Annotated in this window: 17 protein-coding genes; 3 read left to right on the top strand and 14 right to left on the bottom strand. The window is 73.3% G+C overall.

Going from position 1 to position 16,837, the window contains the following annotated elements:
- Window positions 1-3: 3 nt before the first annotated feature.
- The 9 genes from J4N02_RS00865 to J4N02_RS00825 are packed head-to-tail and all read right to left on the bottom strand — an operon-like array spanning window position 4 to window position 8,476.
- Window positions 4-2,802, bottom strand: a complete 2,799-nt coding sequence (locus J4N02_RS00865) for a LysM peptidoglycan-binding domain-containing protein (protein ID WP_188333739.1) — start codon at window positions 2,800-2,802, stop codon at window positions 4-6.
- Entirely contained in the window at window positions 2,802-3,242 is a 441-nt protein-coding gene (locus J4N02_RS00860) for a TadE/TadG family type IV pilus assembly protein (RefSeq protein WP_182817453.1), read from the bottom strand. Before J4N02_RS00860 ends, J4N02_RS00865 begins: the two co-directional genes overlap by 1 nt.
- Window positions 3,239-3,574, bottom strand: a complete 336-nt coding sequence (locus J4N02_RS00855) for a TadE/TadG family type IV pilus assembly protein (RefSeq protein WP_188333740.1) — start codon at window positions 3,572-3,574, stop codon at window positions 3,239-3,241. The genes J4N02_RS00860 and J4N02_RS00855 overlap by 4 nt, the downstream gene beginning before the upstream one ends.
- A 32-nt stretch (window positions 3,575-3,606) precedes the next feature.
- Entirely contained in the window at window positions 3,607-3,852 is a 246-nt protein-coding gene (locus J4N02_RS00850; protein ID WP_182817450.1) for a hypothetical protein, read from the bottom strand.
- Between the two features lie 32 nt (window positions 3,853-3,884).
- Complete coding sequence (locus J4N02_RS00845; protein WP_188333741.1) at window positions 3,885-4,775, bottom strand: hypothetical protein; 891 nt, start codon at window positions 4,773-4,775, stop codon at window positions 3,885-3,887.
- Entirely contained in the window at window positions 4,772-5,638 is an 867-nt protein-coding gene (locus J4N02_RS00840; RefSeq protein ID WP_182817448.1) for a type II secretion system F family protein, read from the bottom strand. Before J4N02_RS00840 ends, J4N02_RS00845 begins: the two co-directional genes overlap by 4 nt.
- Entirely contained in the window at window positions 5,635-7,050 is a 1,416-nt protein-coding gene (locus J4N02_RS00835; RefSeq protein WP_188333799.1) for a CpaF family protein, read from the bottom strand. Before J4N02_RS00835 ends, J4N02_RS00840 begins: the two co-directional genes overlap by 4 nt.
- Window positions 7,051-7,064: 14 nt before the next feature.
- The gene (locus J4N02_RS00830; protein WP_188333742.1) at window positions 7,065-7,847 is read right to left on the bottom strand and encodes a hypothetical protein; all 783 of its coding nucleotides are present in this window, start codon (window positions 7,845-7,847) and stop codon (window positions 7,065-7,067) included.
- Window positions 7,844-8,476: an SAF domain-containing protein gene (locus J4N02_RS00825; RefSeq protein WP_188333743.1), complete on the bottom strand. Its 633-nt coding sequence runs from the start codon at window positions 8,474-8,476 to the stop codon at window positions 7,844-7,846. Before J4N02_RS00825 ends, J4N02_RS00830 begins: the two co-directional genes overlap by 4 nt.
- Before the next feature lie 222 nt (window positions 8,477-8,698).
- Here J4N02_RS00825 and J4N02_RS00820 point away from each other — a divergent pair, with 222 nt between their 5' ends.
- Window positions 8,699-9,358, top strand: a complete 660-nt coding sequence (locus J4N02_RS00820; protein ID WP_188333744.1) for an NUDIX hydrolase — start codon at window positions 8,699-8,701, stop codon at window positions 9,356-9,358.
- Between the two features lie 11 nt (window positions 9,359-9,369).
- Here J4N02_RS00820 and J4N02_RS00815 read toward each other — a convergent pair whose 3' ends face one another.
- Together J4N02_RS00815 and J4N02_RS00810 are read right to left on the bottom strand one after the other, a co-directional pair.
- Window positions 9,370-10,041, bottom strand: a complete 672-nt coding sequence (locus tag J4N02_RS00815; RefSeq protein ID WP_188333745.1) for a response regulator transcription factor — start codon at window positions 10,039-10,041, stop codon at window positions 9,370-9,372.
- 48 nt (window positions 10,042-10,089) lie between these two features.
- On the bottom strand, window positions 10,090-11,352 hold the full coding sequence (locus J4N02_RS00810; protein ID WP_188333746.1) for a sensor histidine kinase: 1,263 nt from the start codon (window positions 11,350-11,352) through the stop codon (window positions 10,090-10,092).
- A 180-nt stretch (window positions 11,353-11,532) separates the two neighbouring features.
- Between J4N02_RS00810 and J4N02_RS00805 the strand changes: the two genes are divergently transcribed.
- Complete coding sequence (locus tag J4N02_RS00805) at window positions 11,533-12,084, top strand: FxLYD domain-containing protein (RefSeq protein ID WP_188333747.1); 552 nt, start codon at window positions 11,533-11,535, stop codon at window positions 12,082-12,084.
- Window positions 12,085-12,183: 99 nt separating this feature from the next.
- On the opposite strand, the gene J4N02_RS00800 is transcribed toward J4N02_RS00805, so the two are convergent.
- The 3 genes from J4N02_RS00800 to J4N02_RS00790 form a co-directional block, all read right to left on the bottom strand.
- A complete protein-coding gene (locus J4N02_RS00800) occupies window positions 12,184-14,235 on the bottom strand; it encodes a DEAD/DEAH box helicase (RefSeq protein WP_309224420.1) in 2,052 nt (683 codons plus the stop codon).
- 67 nt (window positions 14,236-14,302) lie between these two features.
- Window positions 14,303-15,331 carry a beta-propeller fold lactonase family protein gene (locus tag J4N02_RS00795; protein ID WP_188333748.1) on the bottom strand — a complete coding sequence of 343 codons (1,029 nt, stop codon included), beginning with the start codon at window positions 15,329-15,331 and terminating at the stop codon, window positions 14,303-14,305.
- On the bottom strand, window positions 15,328-15,645 hold the full coding sequence (locus J4N02_RS00790) for a hypothetical protein (protein ID WP_188333749.1): 318 nt from the start codon (window positions 15,643-15,645) through the stop codon (window positions 15,328-15,330). Before J4N02_RS00790 ends, J4N02_RS00795 begins: the two co-directional genes overlap by 4 nt.
- 309 nt (window positions 15,646-15,954) lie before the next feature.
- Between J4N02_RS00790 and J4N02_RS00785 the strand changes: the two genes are divergently transcribed.
- On the top strand, window positions 15,955-16,575 hold the full coding sequence (locus tag J4N02_RS00785; RefSeq protein ID WP_188333750.1) for an AAA family ATPase: 621 nt from the start codon (window positions 15,955-15,957) through the stop codon (window positions 16,573-16,575).
- Window positions 16,576-16,837 lie beyond the last annotated feature (262 nt).

Raw genomic sequence — 16,837 nt, 5'->3', positions numbered from 1 at the left:
GCCTCACGCGCGCGCCCGCAGGCGCCCCTCGACCACCTCCTGGCAGAGGTCGACGGTCTCGGGCAGCAGGTCGACGCCGAGCGTGCGTGCGGTGCGGGTGACGCGGGCCACGAGGCGTACGACCTCGTCGGCGCGGCCGGCCGCGTGCTCGGTGCGGATCCGCTCCCCCAGCAGCAGCTCGTCGTCGGGCGCGGCCACGAGTGCACGGTTGGCCGCCCAGCGGCTGGTGTCCAGGTCGCCGCGCTCCCGGGCGGCGCGCGCGGCCATGACCCCGACGTCGCGGACCAGCGCCGCCGCGTCGGTGCGGAACTCCTCGGCCCAGCCCCACTGGCCCGGCGCCGCGTCGGCCAGGGGTGCCCCGCGCACCAGCTCCAGGGCGGCGAGCAGGCGGTCGAGCGGCTGGCGGTTCACGCCGCCGGCGGTGAGCAGGAGCAGCTCGTCCCAGTCGGAGGTGACCTCGTCGTGGAGCCTGATCCGCCCCGAGTACGCGTCGGGCAGGTAGAGGTCGCCCGCGGCGTCGGCGCCGAGCCAGGTGCGCAGGCGGCTCATGTTCGAACGCCGGGTGCCGTCGGCCACGAGCAGGGCCGCGCCCATCTGCTGCGGGGTGCTGCCCGGGTGGAGCAGCAGCCACGCGCAGTACTCGACGCACTGGCGCACCGCCCGGCCCGGCGGGGTTCCGGCGGTGTCGACCAGTTCGACGGGGCCGAGCAGGTTCAGGCGCGGGCCGGTCTTCGGGGCCGGGTCCGGCACGGGACGCAGGGCGATGATGTTCACGTCGTCCTCCGAGGGGGACTGCCACCACGGGGCGCGCTCGGTGGTGGCGTCGTTGGCGAGGCGGTACAGGTCGGCGAGCGCCCGGCGCGTGCCGGCCGGGACCCGCTGCGGGGTGATCTCGGTGTCGGGGTCGGCGAGGCGGCGCACTCCCCCCGACGTCGACAGCACCCAGTCGATGGACGTCCCGCGGTCCGCATCGACCACCGCCACGGCCGCCACGCCGCACGGGTTGCCGGAGACGGCGGCCTCGAGCCGAGCGAGCTGGTCGGCGTCGGGCGCGACCTCGAACAGGACCACCTGGGCCGACCACCCCTCGGCGAGGTCGGGGTCGAGGCGTCCGCCGTCCCACCCACCCTCGGCGATGAAGCGCGAGCGCTGCCGGACGAGCCGCTCCACGGTGGCCACGCCGTCCTCGACCTCGCGGTCGCAGACGATGCGGCCCTCCCCGGCGGCGTCGGCGAACTGCGGGTCGGCGGTGACGACCAGCAGGCCCAGCTCGGACGCCCACGGCGCGCACGCCAGCTCGACGAGCATCGCCGACAGCACCTCGGACGCCTCACCACCCTCGTCGCGCAGCCCGAGCACGCCGGCCGACATGACGTCGACCATCACGAGGTGGCCGGGCTCACGCTCCCCGAGCGTCACCAACGCCGGCCAGGCGACGGGGTGGTCGACGTCAGCGAGGGTCGCCAGCACGGACCAGCGCACCGCGACGCTCTCGCCCAGCAGCGTGAACCCGTCGGGCACCGAGGACGGCTGCGCGCGCAGCACGAACTCCAGGTCGTCGGGACCGACCAGCGCGTGCACCAGCGTGGGCGCGGGCTGGCCCGCCTGCCACCAGTGGTGGGCGAGCAGACGCAGCGCGCGCTCGAGCAGGCGCGAGCGGTCAGGGCCCGCCTCGGCGGGAACGGTCTGGGCCAGGGCGGCCTCGTACCGGGAGAGCTCGCCGGTCGGCTGGGCGTAGCGCCGGCCCAGCGGCCGCGCCTGCGCCTGCACCCGGCGCCGCACCCCGATGCCGCCGATCACGGCGGCGGCCGACAGGGCGGTCATCCCGCCCAGCAGGCCGGCGGCGGGCCCAGCGTCGGTCTCGGGGGCGAGCAGGGACGCCGTGGGCCCGGCCGAGCCGGTGGTGGCGCCAGCCTCGGCCGGGGCGTCGACGGAATCGGCGCCGCTGTAAGCGCCGGTGCCGGCGGCACTGTCCTCGCCGGCGGCCTCGGGGGCCGACTCCGGCAGGGGCACCGGGGCCGGGGCGACCGGGACCACACCCGCCTGCCAGACCATCGGCACCTTGAGCACCCAGCCGGGGAGGATGAGGTCGGGGTCGGCGATGCGCGCGGTGTTGAGCGCGTGGATCTCGGGCCAGCGGTCGGGGTCGCCGAGGTGGGTGCGGGCGATGCCGCTCAGGGTGTCGCCGGTGCGCACGGTGACGAGCACCACCGGGTCGGGCACCGACAGCACCGTGCCGGGCACCAGCCGCGCCATCGGGTCGGACTGCAACGACGGGTTGGCGGCGACGATCGTGCGCCAGCGTGCGCCCTCGCCGTAGTAGCGCTCGGCGAGGCTCCAGAGCTCATCACCCGGGGCGACGGTGTGGGTCGGGCCCGTCGCGACCGCGGGGGCCTCGACCACCTGGGCCAGCGCGACCGGCTGGGGCTGGGCGACCGGCACCGCCTGTTGGGTGACCGACGCCACGGGCGGCGGGGCCGCGTGGGCGAGCGAGGCCGCCCCGGAGGCGAGGATGGTGGTGACCAGGGCCGAGGCGACCGCGCGCGGGAGCGCGAACCCGGGCAGGGTGAACCGGACGCGGCGCCCGGCCAGCGCGCTGGCGAACTCGATGCCCAGCGCGGCGACCCACACCGCCCAGGCGAGCCACCCCACGACGGTCAGGGCGCCGAGCAGCACCCGGACGTCGGTGGCGCTCCACAGGCCGATGGCCGACCAGTCGGTGAAACCCCAGGCGAGCAGCAGCCACGGTGGCACCACGACGGTGGCGAGCACGGCGGCCAGGGCCAGGATGCGACGCATCATCAGCCTCTCCCTCGGTAGCGATCGAGTGTCGACGAGGCGTCGGCCTCGACGAGGATGGTGCCGGGGACCCCCGGCAGGAGCAGGTCGGCCATGGCGACCGGGCAGCGCACGGTGGTGCGCACCGTGCCCGGCTGGCCGACCGGGAGCGCGAACGCCCCGGTGTCGACGGTGAGCTGCCAGCCGCCCGCGCACCGCAGGTCGGAGCCCCCGGCGTCGGAGGCCACCACCGCGTGGGCGCGGGCCTGGGCCGAGTGGGCGTCGCGGGCCAGCGTCGCCGTCCGCGCCGCGGAGTCGGCCCACTGCTGGACGGAGATGCGGGCGAGCGCGAGGCGTCCGGCGCCCACGAGCAGCGCGATGATCACCACCAGCGCGGGCAACAGGATGGCCAGCTCGACCGAGATCGACATGCCGCGCTCGCCCCGGCGTCCGGTCGTCGTCATGGCCGGGTCACCTGCTCCCGGGGGCGGGTGGCCTGTTCGCGGACGCGGGTCTGGCCGAGGTCGACGAAGGTGGGCATGCGGCCGCGCACGGTGGCGCGGGCGTTGTTGGCGTCGACGACGAGCTGCACCTGGATGTCGGTGAGCCCCCCGCCGGAGGCGATCTCGGTGCCGAGGGCCCGGGCGTCCGCCTCGGACGCCCCCAGCAGCGCCGCCTCCTCAGCGGCCGCGATCGCGGCGTGGGAGGCGACGGTGCGCCCGTACGCCCACAGACCGACCTGGATCGCGCCCAGGACGGTGAGCAGGATGACGGGGACGAGGATCGCCCACTGCACGGACCCCGACATCCCTCTGTCGGGGCGGTTCACTACGGGCCGCCGGTGATCGTGACGCCGCCGCCGGACAGCTTCGACTGCACGAAGTTCCAGACCCCGATGCCGATCGCGCCGGCCACGAGGATGGCCGCGGCGACGAGCAGCGCCTGCTCGGTGGACTGGGACAGGCCGCGCTCGTCGCGGGGGCGCAGCAGCGCGCGCAGCCGCGTGGGGACCAGGTGGGCCGTGCCGACGGCACGGTGGACCAGGGCAGTGTTCAACAAGGACGTGGTGGACATGTGACGGTTCTCCTTCGGGGGTGGTGGGTGGGTCAACCGCTACTGACGAGTGTAAGGAGCGGGGGCACGAGAAAGAACAAACCGAAGACGAGGCTGGGGACAACCATCCACATCGTCATCCGTTCCGAGACCTCGGAGGCCGCCATCTTCATGGCGGTGAGGTGGCCGTCGCGCAGCTCCTTGACGCGGGCGCGCAGGGCGGTCGAGAGCGAGGCCCCCGACTCGTCGAGGCGCATCACATCGGCGAGGTCGCGCAGGGCGGGCAGGTCGAGCTCGCGGCCGAGCTCCTTGAGGTCGGTGTAGGGTGCGCGCTGCTGGAGCCGGGCGCGCTCGAGTGCCGCGCGGATGTCGGCGAACACCGGGACGTCGGAGAGTGCCGCGGCCGCGTGCAGGGCCTGGGTGCCCGACTGGTTGGCCAGCCGCTCGAGGGTGACGAGGTCGAAGAAGGCCAGCAGGGCCTCGGTGGCGTCCTCGGACGCCTCGGCGCTGGCGCCGCGCAGCATCAGGTCGGGCGTGACGAAGCCCACGATCGCCAGCGCGAGGCTGAACACGACCGGCATCAACGGGGACTCCCCGAACCCGAGCCACAGCACCATCCCCACGACGAGCGGCAGCAGGAACCCGCCCGCCGCGGCGAGCAGCTTGTAGGCGTAGTGCCGGGTCAGCGAGCGGCCGCGCAGGCGCAGCTGGCGCTCCAGGTCGGGCGGCGCGACGACCTGGCGCGAACGGACCCACCACTCCCCCAGCCGCTCGACGCCCTGCGCACCCGACGCGTCCTCGACCGGCGTGATGGCTGGCGCCCGGTCGGTCAACACGGCGAGCGCGTCGCCGAGGCGGGCGTGCTGGGGCCGGAACGACGCAACGACGAGCACGAGCCCGAGCGCGAGCACCGCCCCGGGCAGGATCAGCGAGAGGGCCGTCACGACAGGCTCCTCAGGATGCGGTGGCGCTCGCGGGGCAGCGTCATCTTGCGCAGCATGACCAGCGAGCCGACGTAGGCGGCGATCAGCCCGGCGAGCAGCGCCTGCCCGACCGGGGTGCCGTAGGGGGCGAAGAAGTCGCGCGCCAGGAGCAGCGACCCGCTGAGCAGCACCAGCGTGATGATCGTCACCTGCTTGACGACCGCGCGGGGCTTCGAGCGCTCCGACTCGATCTCGCGCAGCGCCTTGAGCCGCTCCTGGATGGTGTCGGCCAGGGCGGCGAGGGTCGACGTGGCGCCCGTCCCGCCGCGGTGGGCGGCCAGGACGAGGCTGGCCAGCACCGCGTCCGCGTCGGGCGAGTCGAGGTCGTCGGCCAGCGCCAGCAGCGCCTGCGGGGCGGGCCAGCGATCGTCCAGCCGTCGGATGAGCAGGACCAGGTGGTCCGCCAACAGGGGCGGGGGCGTCCGGGCCGACAGCCGCAGCGCGTCGGTGATCGACTTGCCCGTGGCCATCGTGGCCGTCATGCCGCGCACCCAGCGGTCGAGGGCCTGCAGCAGCTCGATCTGGTCCTGCTTGGGCGCCGACAGCAGGTGCGGCACGCCGACCACCGCGACCGGCACCACGACGAGCATCAGGGGCCAGCCCGTCCACAGGGTGGCCACCACCCCGGCGACCAGTCCGACAGCGATCGTCAGGCGGGAGCGCTTGGACAACCCGGCCAGCTTGTCCACAGCCTTCTTCCACAGGCCTGTGGACGCCCCGGCCCGCCGCGGCCGCTGCACCAGCACCCCCGCGGCGACCGCCGCCAGGATGACGATGCCGCCCACGAGGAGCATGGCGGCCAGGACGGCGAGGAGGAGGGTCACGGTTCTGCCCGCCAGCTCGCGAGGAAGGGCGACAGCTCGTCCATCATGCGGGGCTCGGGCTGGAACCGCTCCGACGTGCCGGGGGTCTCGGCTTGGTAGACGAGGTGCGACACGGGCCGGTTGCCCTCGACCGCCCCGGTGAGGGCGATGACCTGCGAGACCTGGCGGGTCCGGACCCCGCCGCGCCAGGTGTCGTCCACCAGGTGCACGTGCACGATCAGCCCGATGTGGAGGGCGATCTGCCGGTAGGCCTCGTCGACGCTGAGCACGCCGGCCTGCGCGACGCGGGCCGCCAGGCGGTCCATGGTCGAGACCGCCGAGTGGGAGTGGGTCGTGCTCAGCGTTCCCGCGCCCGACTGCATGGCCTCGAACATCGCCCCGGCCTCCACACCGCGGACCTCGCCGACGACCAGGCGGGCCAGGTTCTGGCGCAGCGCCTCGGGGATCAGCTCGGCGACGGAGAACTCGCCCACGTGGCGTCCGTCGGTCACCTCGCCCAGGCCGACGCGGGCCTGCAGGGCCAGCATGTTGCGGCGTCCGGGCTGGAGGTGGGTGAGCAGCTCGTAGTCGGTCTCGAGGGTGCCGAACCGCTCGTTGTGCGGGATGGAGGCGATCAGGGCCCGCAGCAGGGTCGTCTTGCCCGCGCCCTGGTCGCCGGCAATGACGATCGAGGTGCGGTTGAGCACCGCCGCGTGCAGGAGGCGGCCGACGTCGTCGGGCATCATGCCGCGGTCGACCAACTCGGGCAGGTCGATGGTCGTCAGGATGTGCTGACGGATGACGATCGACGGCCGGAAGCTCAATCCAAAGCCGATCGCGTGCAGGCGGTGCCGATCACCGAGGGCCAGCGTCATCGTGGGGTGCGCGTCGTCGAACGGGCGCGGCGGGTTCACCGACTCGCCCAGGAACCGGATGGCCTCGATCAGCTCCTCGTCGGAGTCGGCCACGGGCGGCAGCTCGACGCGGTGCCCGTCGCCGTACTGCACCACGACCGAGTCGCAGCCGTGGATCTCGATGTTCTCCACGTCGGGCATCTCGAACAGGGGCTGCAGGCGGCCGTAGCCGAAGATCGCGTCTTCGAGGGCGTCGGCGTAGGTGTGCTCGCGCTCGACGGTCCACATCTCGCCGAGGTGGGTCTGGTCCTCGGCCCACTGGTGGACGATCCGGCTGATGATCGACCGGGCGAGCAGCCGGCGGTCGGCGTCGGGCATCGGATTCCCGGTGCGCTCGGCGTGGGCCTCGGTCTCGCGGGTGACCTCGTCGGAGACGCGGCGGCGCAGCACGACGACCAGGCCCCAGTCGACCTCCTCGTCGCCGGGAAGCGGCGCGGCCGCACGCCGCAGGTCGTCGACCGGCACCGCGAAGGGCTGCTCGGGACCCGCCAGCAACGGGATGTCGGCGAGGCGGCGCATGGCCGCCGTCGGGTTCACGAGGCCTCCTCGAGGCGTCCGGCGTGCATGGCCTCGCTGAGGGCGGCGGCCGCGCGCTCGAACGAGCGGGCGAGGGCGGTGCGCGCCCAGCGCTTTCCGACCGGCGCACCCTCGTTGAGCTCTCCGGCGGAGGCCGCGTCCCACGCCACCTCGGCCAGCACCGGCACGCCGAACTGCTCGGCGACCTCGCGCACCCCGTACGGGCGGCCGGGGCCGACGACGACGAGCCCCACGCGGCCGGGCGCGCCCGACTCGACGAGCGGCGCCAGGTGCAGCGGCAGCGCGGCCAGGGAGGCGAGCGAGGTGCGGCAGACCAGGCCCACGGCGTCCGCGCCCGCGACCAAGTTGGCCGGCAGGCCGCGGTGGCCGGTGCGGCCGGCGTCCACCACCACGTCGAAGGACGCCTCGCGCGCGGCCGCGACGACCGACGGCCAAGCCCCCTCGAAGAGGTCCACGGACCCGAGGTGGGTGAAGCCGGGGACGAACCGGCGCTCGCCGGGGGCGTCCTGACCTGGTGGGCGCGGCAGGTCGGGCAGCGGGCGCCACTCGGCGGCCAGCGCGGCCGCCATCGACGAGCGCTCGCGGTGCGCCTGCAGGAGGCCCTGCATGCCGTTGCCGCGGGTGGACTGCCCGCTCAGGTACCCGGCCAGGATCGAGTGGGGGGCCGAGCGGTCGGCGTCGACGAGCACGGCGTCGCGCGGCCAGGCCAGGGTCAGCCCCAGCGCCGTGGTCGACACCCCGGGAGCCCCGGCGGCGGAGGTGAGGACGAGGAGGCTCATCGGCCGTTGCCCGTCTGGACCAGCGCCACCCGGTCGGCCGCGGCGAGGCGCGCCACGAGCTCGGAGGAGGCGCTGGGCACGGCGAGCGCGAACAGGGTCGACCCGTCGGGCTGGGTGCCGGCGTCGCCGACGAGGGTGGCGGGCACGCTGGCGGGCAGTTCCTCCCCGACGGCCCCGCCCTGCGCGGGCAGCGCGACGACGAGCACGGTCGTGCCGGGGCGCAGGTCGGTGGTCGGGAACCGTCCCGGGGCCAGCCGCAGGCCCACCCGGGAGCTGCCCAGGGGCACGTCGGCGTCCCCCCACGACCCGTCGACGAGCAGGCTGCCGCCGGGCAGGTCGGTGACCGCCGCCCGGCCGACGACCTCGGACGCCCGCGCGTCGGGCACGGTGCGCACATCGAGGCCGGCCCCCACCTGGACCACCGAGAGGTCGGCGGCCTGGATGACCTCGCCGCGGTGGATGGTGCGGTTGACCCGCAGCACGGGGTCGGACGCCGCGACCTGCAGGTAAACGAACGCCGAGGCGAGGCCGCCGAGGGACACGGCGAGGATGCCCGCGACCAGCCACACGGGGCTGCGACGGAGGCGAACACGCGGACGCGCGGCGGCGTCCGGAACGGGGGTTTCCATGGGGGTGGGTCCTTGTTCCTGGGGGTACGTCGTGATCGAGGGTAGGCAACCACCCAGGGGAAATGCCACCCATTCCAGTCCGTGGGCTGTGGATGGAGTGGTCGACGCCCAGCAGGTGGACCGATTCCTCCCACGAACCGGGATCTGGTGCCCGACACCAATTCGCGGGGTACCCTGATTGGTGAAATCTTCGTGACATCGCCGTCTGAGAAGGAAGAACGCATGGGTCGCCAGCCAACCTCCGCCGTCTCGGTGGATGCGATCACGCTGAGGTACAACAACGAGACCCGGCAGGTCGAGATCGGCGTCTCCAAGCGCATGTCCGAGCCGTACATCGACCAGCTGGCCCTGCCGGGCGTCACGCTGTGGGAGGGCGAACGCCTCGCCGAGGCCGCCCAGCGCGCGGTGCAGACCAAGCTTGGCCTGGGCGTCCGGGGCCTCGGGCAGCTGACCGTGTTCGACGAGCCCCACCGCGACCCGCGCGGCCAGACCCTGTCGGTCGCGATGTGGGCGGTCGCCGACCACCCGGCCGATGCCCCCGACTACGTGCAGTGGCACCCGATCGACGACCTGCCGCCCCTGGCCTTCGACCACAACCGCATGGTCGACTCGTGCCGCCCGCTGCTGGTCGACCGGCTGTGGCGCGACCTCACGTTCACGCGCGCGCTGACCGGCCCCACATTCCCGGTGTCCGCGGCCGTGGCGATCACGCGGTCGCTGACCGGTACCTCCCCCGACCGCGGCAACCTCAACCGTCGCCTCGCCTCCGTGCGCGGCCTGGGCATCAGCCACAAGCGCGTCGTCCTCGGCCGCGGCCGCCCCGGCACGCTGTGGGAGTGGCAGAGCACCCACATGGAGCCCGAGTCGGCGGACATCGCCTGATCGGCGACGCGTCAGCGGCCGCGCAGCAAACCCGCTCGCTCGGCGATGACGGCGACGCCCACACGATTGCGGGCGCCCAGCTTGTCCTGCGCAGCGCCGAGGTGCGTCTTGACCGTCGCCTCGGAGATGTAGAGCCGCTGACCGACCTCGGCGTTGCCCAGGCCCTCGGCCACGGCGACGACCACGTCGCGCTCGCGGTCGGTGAGGGTCGCGACCGCCTCCTCGGCGGTGCGCCGTGCGGCCGCGTCGGAGGAGCGACCCAGGTGGTCGAGCAGCTGGCGCGTCGAGCGTGGGGAGAGGACGGCGTCCCCGTTCACGACCGCCCGCACCGCGCCCAGGATCTCGGCCGGGGCGGCCGTCTTGAGCAGGAACCCGGACGCCCCCGCGTCGAGGGTGCGGACCACGGCGTCGTCCACATCCCACGTCGTCAGGGCCACGACGTGCGGCGGGTCGGGTAGGGCGCGCACGAGGCGGGTGGCGTCGACGCCGCTGACGCGGGGCATCCGCAGGTCCATGAGCACGACGTCGGGCTGAGATGCGCGCACGGCGGCCACGACCTCGTCGCCGTCACCGGCCTCACCCACGACCGTGAGGTCGTCGGCGCTGTCGAGCAGGAAGCGCAGGCCGGCCCGCACGAGCGGGTCGTCGTCGACGAGCAGCACACGAATGGGCACGAGCCGCATCCTAGGGCGCGGCTCCGACAACGCGCCGGGGCCGAGGCCCGCGGCAACTCAGCCCGAGACCGCCTCCCGCCACGGGAGTTCCACCCGCACGCGGAACACGGTGCCGTCCTGGTCGAGGCCGTAGCGCAGGTGCCCACCGAGCAATTCGGCCCGTTCGGCGATGCCCTTCAGGCCGCGCGCCGTCCCGGGCGGCCCGGCCGCACCACCGACGTAGCGGTTGCGCGCCTCGATGACGATCCCGGACGCCGGCCCACCCTCGACGACCAGCTCCACCGGCTGCCCCGGGGCGTGCTTGCGCGCGTTGGTCAGCACCTCCTGGACGATGCGGTACACAGCACGCGACAGCTGCGGGTCGGCGCGGTCGGGCTCGGAGACGAAGATCGACGAGCTCACCACCTGCCCGGCGCCGAAGGAGTCGCGGACCACCTCGGTCAGCCGCGACAGCGGGATCACCGGCGGGTCCTCCCCCAGCGGCTCGCGCAGCACGTGCAGGAGGCCGCGCAGGTCGTCCATCGCCTCGCCGGCGCTCTGCCGCACGAGGCTCGCCGACTGCTGCAGCCGTGGGTCGTCACCCGCGTTCAGCTCGAGCGCGCCCGCGTGCAGGTTCAGCAGCGACAGGCGGTGGCCCATCGCGTCGTGCACCTCGCGGGCGATGCGCTCCCGCTCCTGTCGGCGGGCGGCCTCGTCGCCCAGCCGCCCGGACGCCTCGCGCTCGACCTCCACCTCACCCACCGCCTGCATGTTCTGGCGGCGCAGCCGGACCAGGAACCCCGTACCGATGGCCAGGCCCAGCCCGAGGACCGCCACCGTCGCCACCGCCCACGCGGAGACGTTGACGTGGGCGAGCGGGTCGGACGCGTCGCCGGTCGGGCCCAGGATGGTCTTGATCACCGACGCCTGCCGCGGTTGGGCCAGCGCGTCGGCGACGACCACCCACGTCGAGGTCGCGGCCACCAGCGCTGTGGTCGCCCACACGGCCGGGCCGCGCCGCCGACCGATCAGCGCCGCCAGGAACGCGAACGCCAGCAGGTTGCCGATCGGGACCACGAGGGGCACCACAGCCGCCGCGATCGTGAGCACGAACGGGTACCGGTGGCGCCAGAACAGGGCGGCCGGGGCCGCGACGGCGACGAGCAGGGCGAACATGGCCCCGAGGACGGTGGCCCCGTCGGGATCCTTCCCCGACATGGCCGACCCCAGCGGCGAGAACACCACCGAGACGATGCCCAGGAGCCCGATCGGCACGGCGAACAGCAGCGTCCGCCACCACGGGGGGCGGGCACCGTCGCCGACCAGCTCGTACTCCAACACAGCCCTCATCGTAGGGACGCCGGCCGACAATTCCCCTCCCCCGATCGGCTGCCGACAAGGACCTCGGACGAGCCGATCGGCGGAGGCCACCGCAGCCGACCCGTCGATGTGCCGGCAGCTCCCGCGGCAGTGGGATGGAGACGTGTCCCAGTCAGGGACGACGACGTGAAGGAGTGCCCGATGTCCCAGACCCAGCCCGGCCAGGTCCCCCCGTTCCCCGGGGCCCAGCCGCCGCCCGCCGCCAAGCCGAAGAAGCCGTGGTTCAAGAAGTGGTGGGTGTGGGTGCTCGCCGTGCTCGTGCTCGTCGGCATCGGCAACGCCCTCGGTGGCGGTGGTGGCGACAAGGCAGCCGCGCCGAGCCAGTCGGTCAGCACCCCTGCTCCGGCCGGCTCACCGGACGCTGCAGCCCCGGCCGCGTCCGAGGCCCCCGCCGAGCCGGCCCAGGAGCCCGCGAAGGAGCGCCTCACGCTTGAGGACGGCTGGGAGATCGACCGGTCCAACCCGTTCGCCATCTTCATCACGGGCTACGTGGCCAACAACAGCGACCGCCCGGTCGACACCTACGTGCAGATCACGTTCGACACCCTCGACAAGGAGGGCGCCAACGTCGGCACCTGCATCGCGAACACGAACACCATCGACGCCCAGGGCAAGTGGAAGTTCAAGGCGATGTGCACCGGCGAGGCCGAGGAGATCGAGACCGTCCGGTTCAAGGACATCACGGGCTTCTGACCCACCCCCCGACGCGACCGCTCCCGAACTGCCCCACGGCTGGGGCGGTTCGGGAGCGGTTCTGTTCAGGTGTCCGGACGCCGCGGGTGCGGCCCGGTGTCAGCCCTTGTGGCGGGGCTTCTTGAACTTCTTGTCGGCGTTGAAGCCGGACTTCTTGAACGGCTTGTCACGGAAGGGACGATCACCGCGGTCACGCGCCGGACGGTCACCCCAGCTGCGGTCACCCCGGTCACCGCGATCTCCACGGTCATCACGGTCATCACGGTCATCACGGTCGCGCTCCCGCGTTCGGTCGCGCACGAACGAGGGACCCTCGTCGCGCTGCAGCTCGATCAGCTTGCCCGACACACGCGTGCGGGAGAGCTTGTCGAGCACGGAGGACGGCAGGTCCGGGGGCAGCTCGATGATCGAGTGGTCGCCGCGGATGTTGATCCGGCCCATGTCGGCGCTGGTCAGGCCACCCTCGTTGGCGAGGGCGCCCACGATCTGGCGCGGGGTGATGCGGTGGCGGCGTCCGACGGCGACGCGCCACGGCACGAGGTCGCCGGTCGGGCGCGGGCGGCGCTCGTGCACCGTCCCGTCGCGAGGACCATCGGTGCCACGATCGCGGTCGCGCGTGCCGCGTCCGGCCTTGTCCTCGCGGAAGCGCTCGTCGCGACGCTCCTGCTCGGGGTCGAGCAGCATCGGCTCGTCGCCCTGCATGACCGCGGCCAGGGCGGCGGCGACGTCGACCTCGGGCACGTCGTACTCGTTGACGTAGTGCGCCACCACGTCGCGGAAGAAGTCGATCTTCTCCTGCTGGCCGAGCGCCGCGGTGATCGCGTCGTCGAACCGCGACAGGCGGGTGGCGTTGATGTCGTCGGCCGTCGGGAGCGGCATGTGCGACAGCTCCTGGCCGGTCGCCCGCTCGATCGCGCGCAGCAGGTGGCGCTCGCGCGGGGTGACGAACGAGATCGCGTCGCCCGAACGACCGGCGCGGCCGGTACGGCCGATGCGGTGCACGTAGCTCTCGGTGTCGGTGGGGATGTCGAAGTTCACCACGTGCGAGATGCGGTCGACGTCCAGCCCGCGCGCGGCGACGTCGGTGGCGACGAGCACGTCGAGCTTGGCGGCCTTGAGCTGGTTGATGGTGCGCTCGCGGGCGGCCTGGGGCAGGTCGCCGTTGATGGCGGCAGCGCTGATGCCGCGGGCGCGCAGCTTCTCGGCGACCGTCTCGGTCTCGTTCTTGGTGCGGACGAACACGATCATGCCGTCGAAGTTCTCGACCTCGAGGATGCGGGTGAGGGCGTCCAGCTTCTGGGGGTAGCTGACGATCGTGTACCGGTGGGTCACGTTGGTCGCGGTGGCCGTCTTGCCCTTGACCGAGATCTCGACCGGGTCGGTGAGGTAGGTCGCGGCCAGCTTGCGGATCGACGGCGGCATCGTCGCCGAGAACAGCGCCACCTGCTTGTCGGCGGGGGTGTCCGCGAGGATCTTCTCGACGTCCTCGGCGAAGCCCATGTTGAGCATCTCGTCGGCCTCGTCGAGGACGAGGTACTCCAGCTGGGTGAGGTCGAGCGTGCCGCGGTCGAGGTGGTCCATGACGCGGCCGGGCGTGCCGACGACCACGTCGACGCCCCGGGCGAGCGCCGACAGCTGGACGCCGTAGCCCTGCCCGCCGTACACCGGCAGCAGGCGCACCTTGAGGTGGGCGGCGTAGGTCTCGAAGGCCTCCGCGACCTGGAGCGCCAGCTCACGGGTCGGGGCGAGCACCAGCGCCTGCACGTGCTTTGCGCGCGGGGTGAGCCGCTCGAGGATCGGCAGCGCGAACGCGGCGGTCTTGCCCGTTCCGGTCTGCGCGAGGCCGACCACGTCGTGGCCGGCCAGCAGCGCCGGGATCGTCTCCGCCTGGATCGGGCTCGGCCGCTCGTAGCCCAGGTCGCGCAGGGCCTTCAGGATCTTGTCGTCAAGCCCCAGGTCGGCGAACGTCGGGCCCTGCTCCTCGTCGGCGTCGGTCTCCTCCGCGTCGTCGGGCTCGGACGCCTCGGGCTCGGCCGCGACGTCCTCCACCTGCACAACGTCGGACGCCTCGGGCTCGGCCGGCTCGCCGGTCAGGTCGTGTTCCTCGGGGACGTCCGTCTGCTCGGGCAGGCCCGCTTCGCTTTCACTCACTTCTCAACCCTAGACCGCGAGGGGGTTCAGGCACGAGTGGGGTGGCAACCATCCCCGCGCGACTAGCTCAGGCGAAGCGCACCCAGTTGGCGCCCGAACCGGTGTCGCGACGGTCCAGCTCGGTCAGGATCCCCTCGTCGGAGAGCTCGTACAGGGCCACCCCGCCCGAGCGCTCGCCGGCGACGACGACGTGCCGGTTGTCGGGCGCGACGGCGAATCCGCGCGGCTGCGCCTCGGTGGGCGTGAGGCCGATGACGGCGCCGAGCAGGCCCTCGGGCTCCATCGAGACTGTCGCGACGGTGCTGGCGGTGCGCTCCGTGGCGAGCAGGAACGACCCGAACTGGGCCAGGTGCACGTCGGCCCCCCAGATGAGGTGCTCCTCCATCGGGTCGGCGCCCAGGCGGCTGGTCGACAGGCCGGCCCCGGGGTCGACGATCGAGACCGACTCGGCCCGGGTCAGCACGCCGGTGGCGTCGTCGCGCTCGAACCGGATCACCTCGCCGGTGAACTCGGTGACTAGGTACGCCGAGCGCTCGTTGGCGGCCAGCACGAGGTGGCGCGGGCCGGCGCCCTCCTCGACCGACACGGTGCCGGGGTCGAGTGGCTCCAAGCCCCCGTCCTCGGTGATCGCCGTCTGCGCGACCAGGTCGTCGCCCAAGGCGACCCAGTAGGCGTGGCGGCCCGCGGCGTCCGGGACCACACAGTGGAGGTGTCGGTGCTCGACCCGCCCGACCGGCTCGCCGGGGACCCCCTTGGGCGTCGGCCAGCTGGCGCCCCAGTTGCCGGCATACGACGCCCCGAGCAGCAGCTCGCCCTCGCGCGTGAGCACGAGGTAGGCCAGCGGGTCGGGGATGGCGCGGCGGGCGGTCTCGGTCAGCTGCCCGGTTGCGGCGTCGAAGGACAACGTGACGATCGCGGGTTCGGGTTCCTTGACGGCAGTGTGGACGAGGCCCCGCGCGTGGTCGATCGCGAAGGTGCCGCACCCCACGCCGACCTCGTGCTCGGCGAGGGGGTCGAGGGACCCCTCCCCCAGGCGCAGCACCGAGATGCTGCCGGCCTTTGCGTTCCCGACAAGGACCAACGTCGCGTCGTTCATGCCGCCATCGTAGGTGCCGGCCGCTCACCGAGCTCGGCCTCGACCCGGCGGCGCATGGCCGGGGCGCTGCGCAGGGCCCAGACGAGCAGGGCGGCGGTGACCAGTGTGAGGCCGATGCTGGCGAGCAGGGCGACGGTGTAGCTGCCGGTGCGGTCGACGGCCATGCCCCACAGGGGCGTCCCGAGGGCCATGCCGGCGGGCATGGTCGCCATCGCCGGCCCGAGGATCGTCGCGTAGTCGCGCATGCCGAACACCCGCTGGACCATGATCGGCAGCAGCACGCCCGGCAGGACGGCGCCGAACCCGAACAGCACGGTCGCGAGGTGGCCCGACGAACGTCATCGCGATCACCCCGGACAGCGCCATCATCGAGTTGTAGGCCATCACCTCGGACAGGCCGACGCCGAGGTGCTTGGCCAGCGGCGGGTTGAGGATCGAGCTGCTCAGGAACAGGAACATGCCCGCCGACATCAGGCAGGCGCCGCCGGCGACGACCATCCAGTGGCGGGCGCTGCCCGCGGCGGGGGTGGGCGCGCGGGCCGGGTCCGGTGCCGGTGCGGGGGTCATGGCTTCTTTGTAGGGCATCGGGTGCCGTGGCGTCCGGGATCGTGCATTGTTTCCCCATGAGCATCGACGAGCCCGTGGTGACGATCTTCGAGATGTACGGGTCGGGTGCGGCCGAGGTGGGTCCGGCCGTCGCTGGGGCCCTGGGCGTCCCGTGGGTGTCGCAGGTCTACTCGTCGGAGGACCTCGAGGCCGCCGAGGGCCGCGGTTCCGACGACGGCAGCCTGCTGACGCGGGTGCTCAACACGCTGGGGCGCACCGCGGCGTCGGCCGACGTCGGGGTCTTCTCGGGGCAGCTCGAGATGCTCGACGCCGAGGACGCCGTGCGCGAGCTCCGCGCCCAGGTCGCCGGGGGCGGCGTGGTGCTGGGCCGCAACGCGACGGTGATCCTGGCCGACGAGCCGCGCGCGTTGCACGTGAAGCTGGACGGTCCGGTCGAGCAACGCATCGCCCGCGGGGCCGCGGCGGCCGGCATCGACCTCGCCCACGCGCGCGCCCGCCAGAACCGCCCTGACTCCGCCCGCGCCGCCATGTCGCAGCGCCTCTTCAACTGGGACCCCCGCCACAACGACAACTTCGACCTGGTCATCAACACGGGTCGCGTGCCGCTCGACACCGCTGTCGAGTTGATCCTCGCCGCGTACCGGTTGAAGGTCCGTGAGAAGGATTCTAGTTTCTAGTACTTATGACTAGACTGAGTGTCATCATCAGGAGGTGACACCATGAAGCAGCTCATCCAGTTCTGGAACCACTACCAGGAGTTCCTGACCCAGGAGATCGCCGAGGACCTCGGCTTCTTCAACTGACCTGCCCCGGCACGCGCTCCGGCCGCCGACAGCCCGTCCCCGCCACGTCCGTGGCGGGGATTCGTGTTTCGGGGGCACACCCTTGGCAACTTGGTTGACAGTTCAATCATTTTCTCCCAGATTGGTTGACACATCA

This window comes from Propioniciclava sp. MC1595, from assembly GCF_017569205.1.
GTDB lineage: Bacteria > Actinomycetota > Actinomycetes > Propionibacteriales > Propionibacteriaceae > Propioniciclava.
The sequence above is the reverse complement of the archived record's forward strand: the minus strand, read 5'-3'. Positions and strand labels throughout refer to the sequence as shown.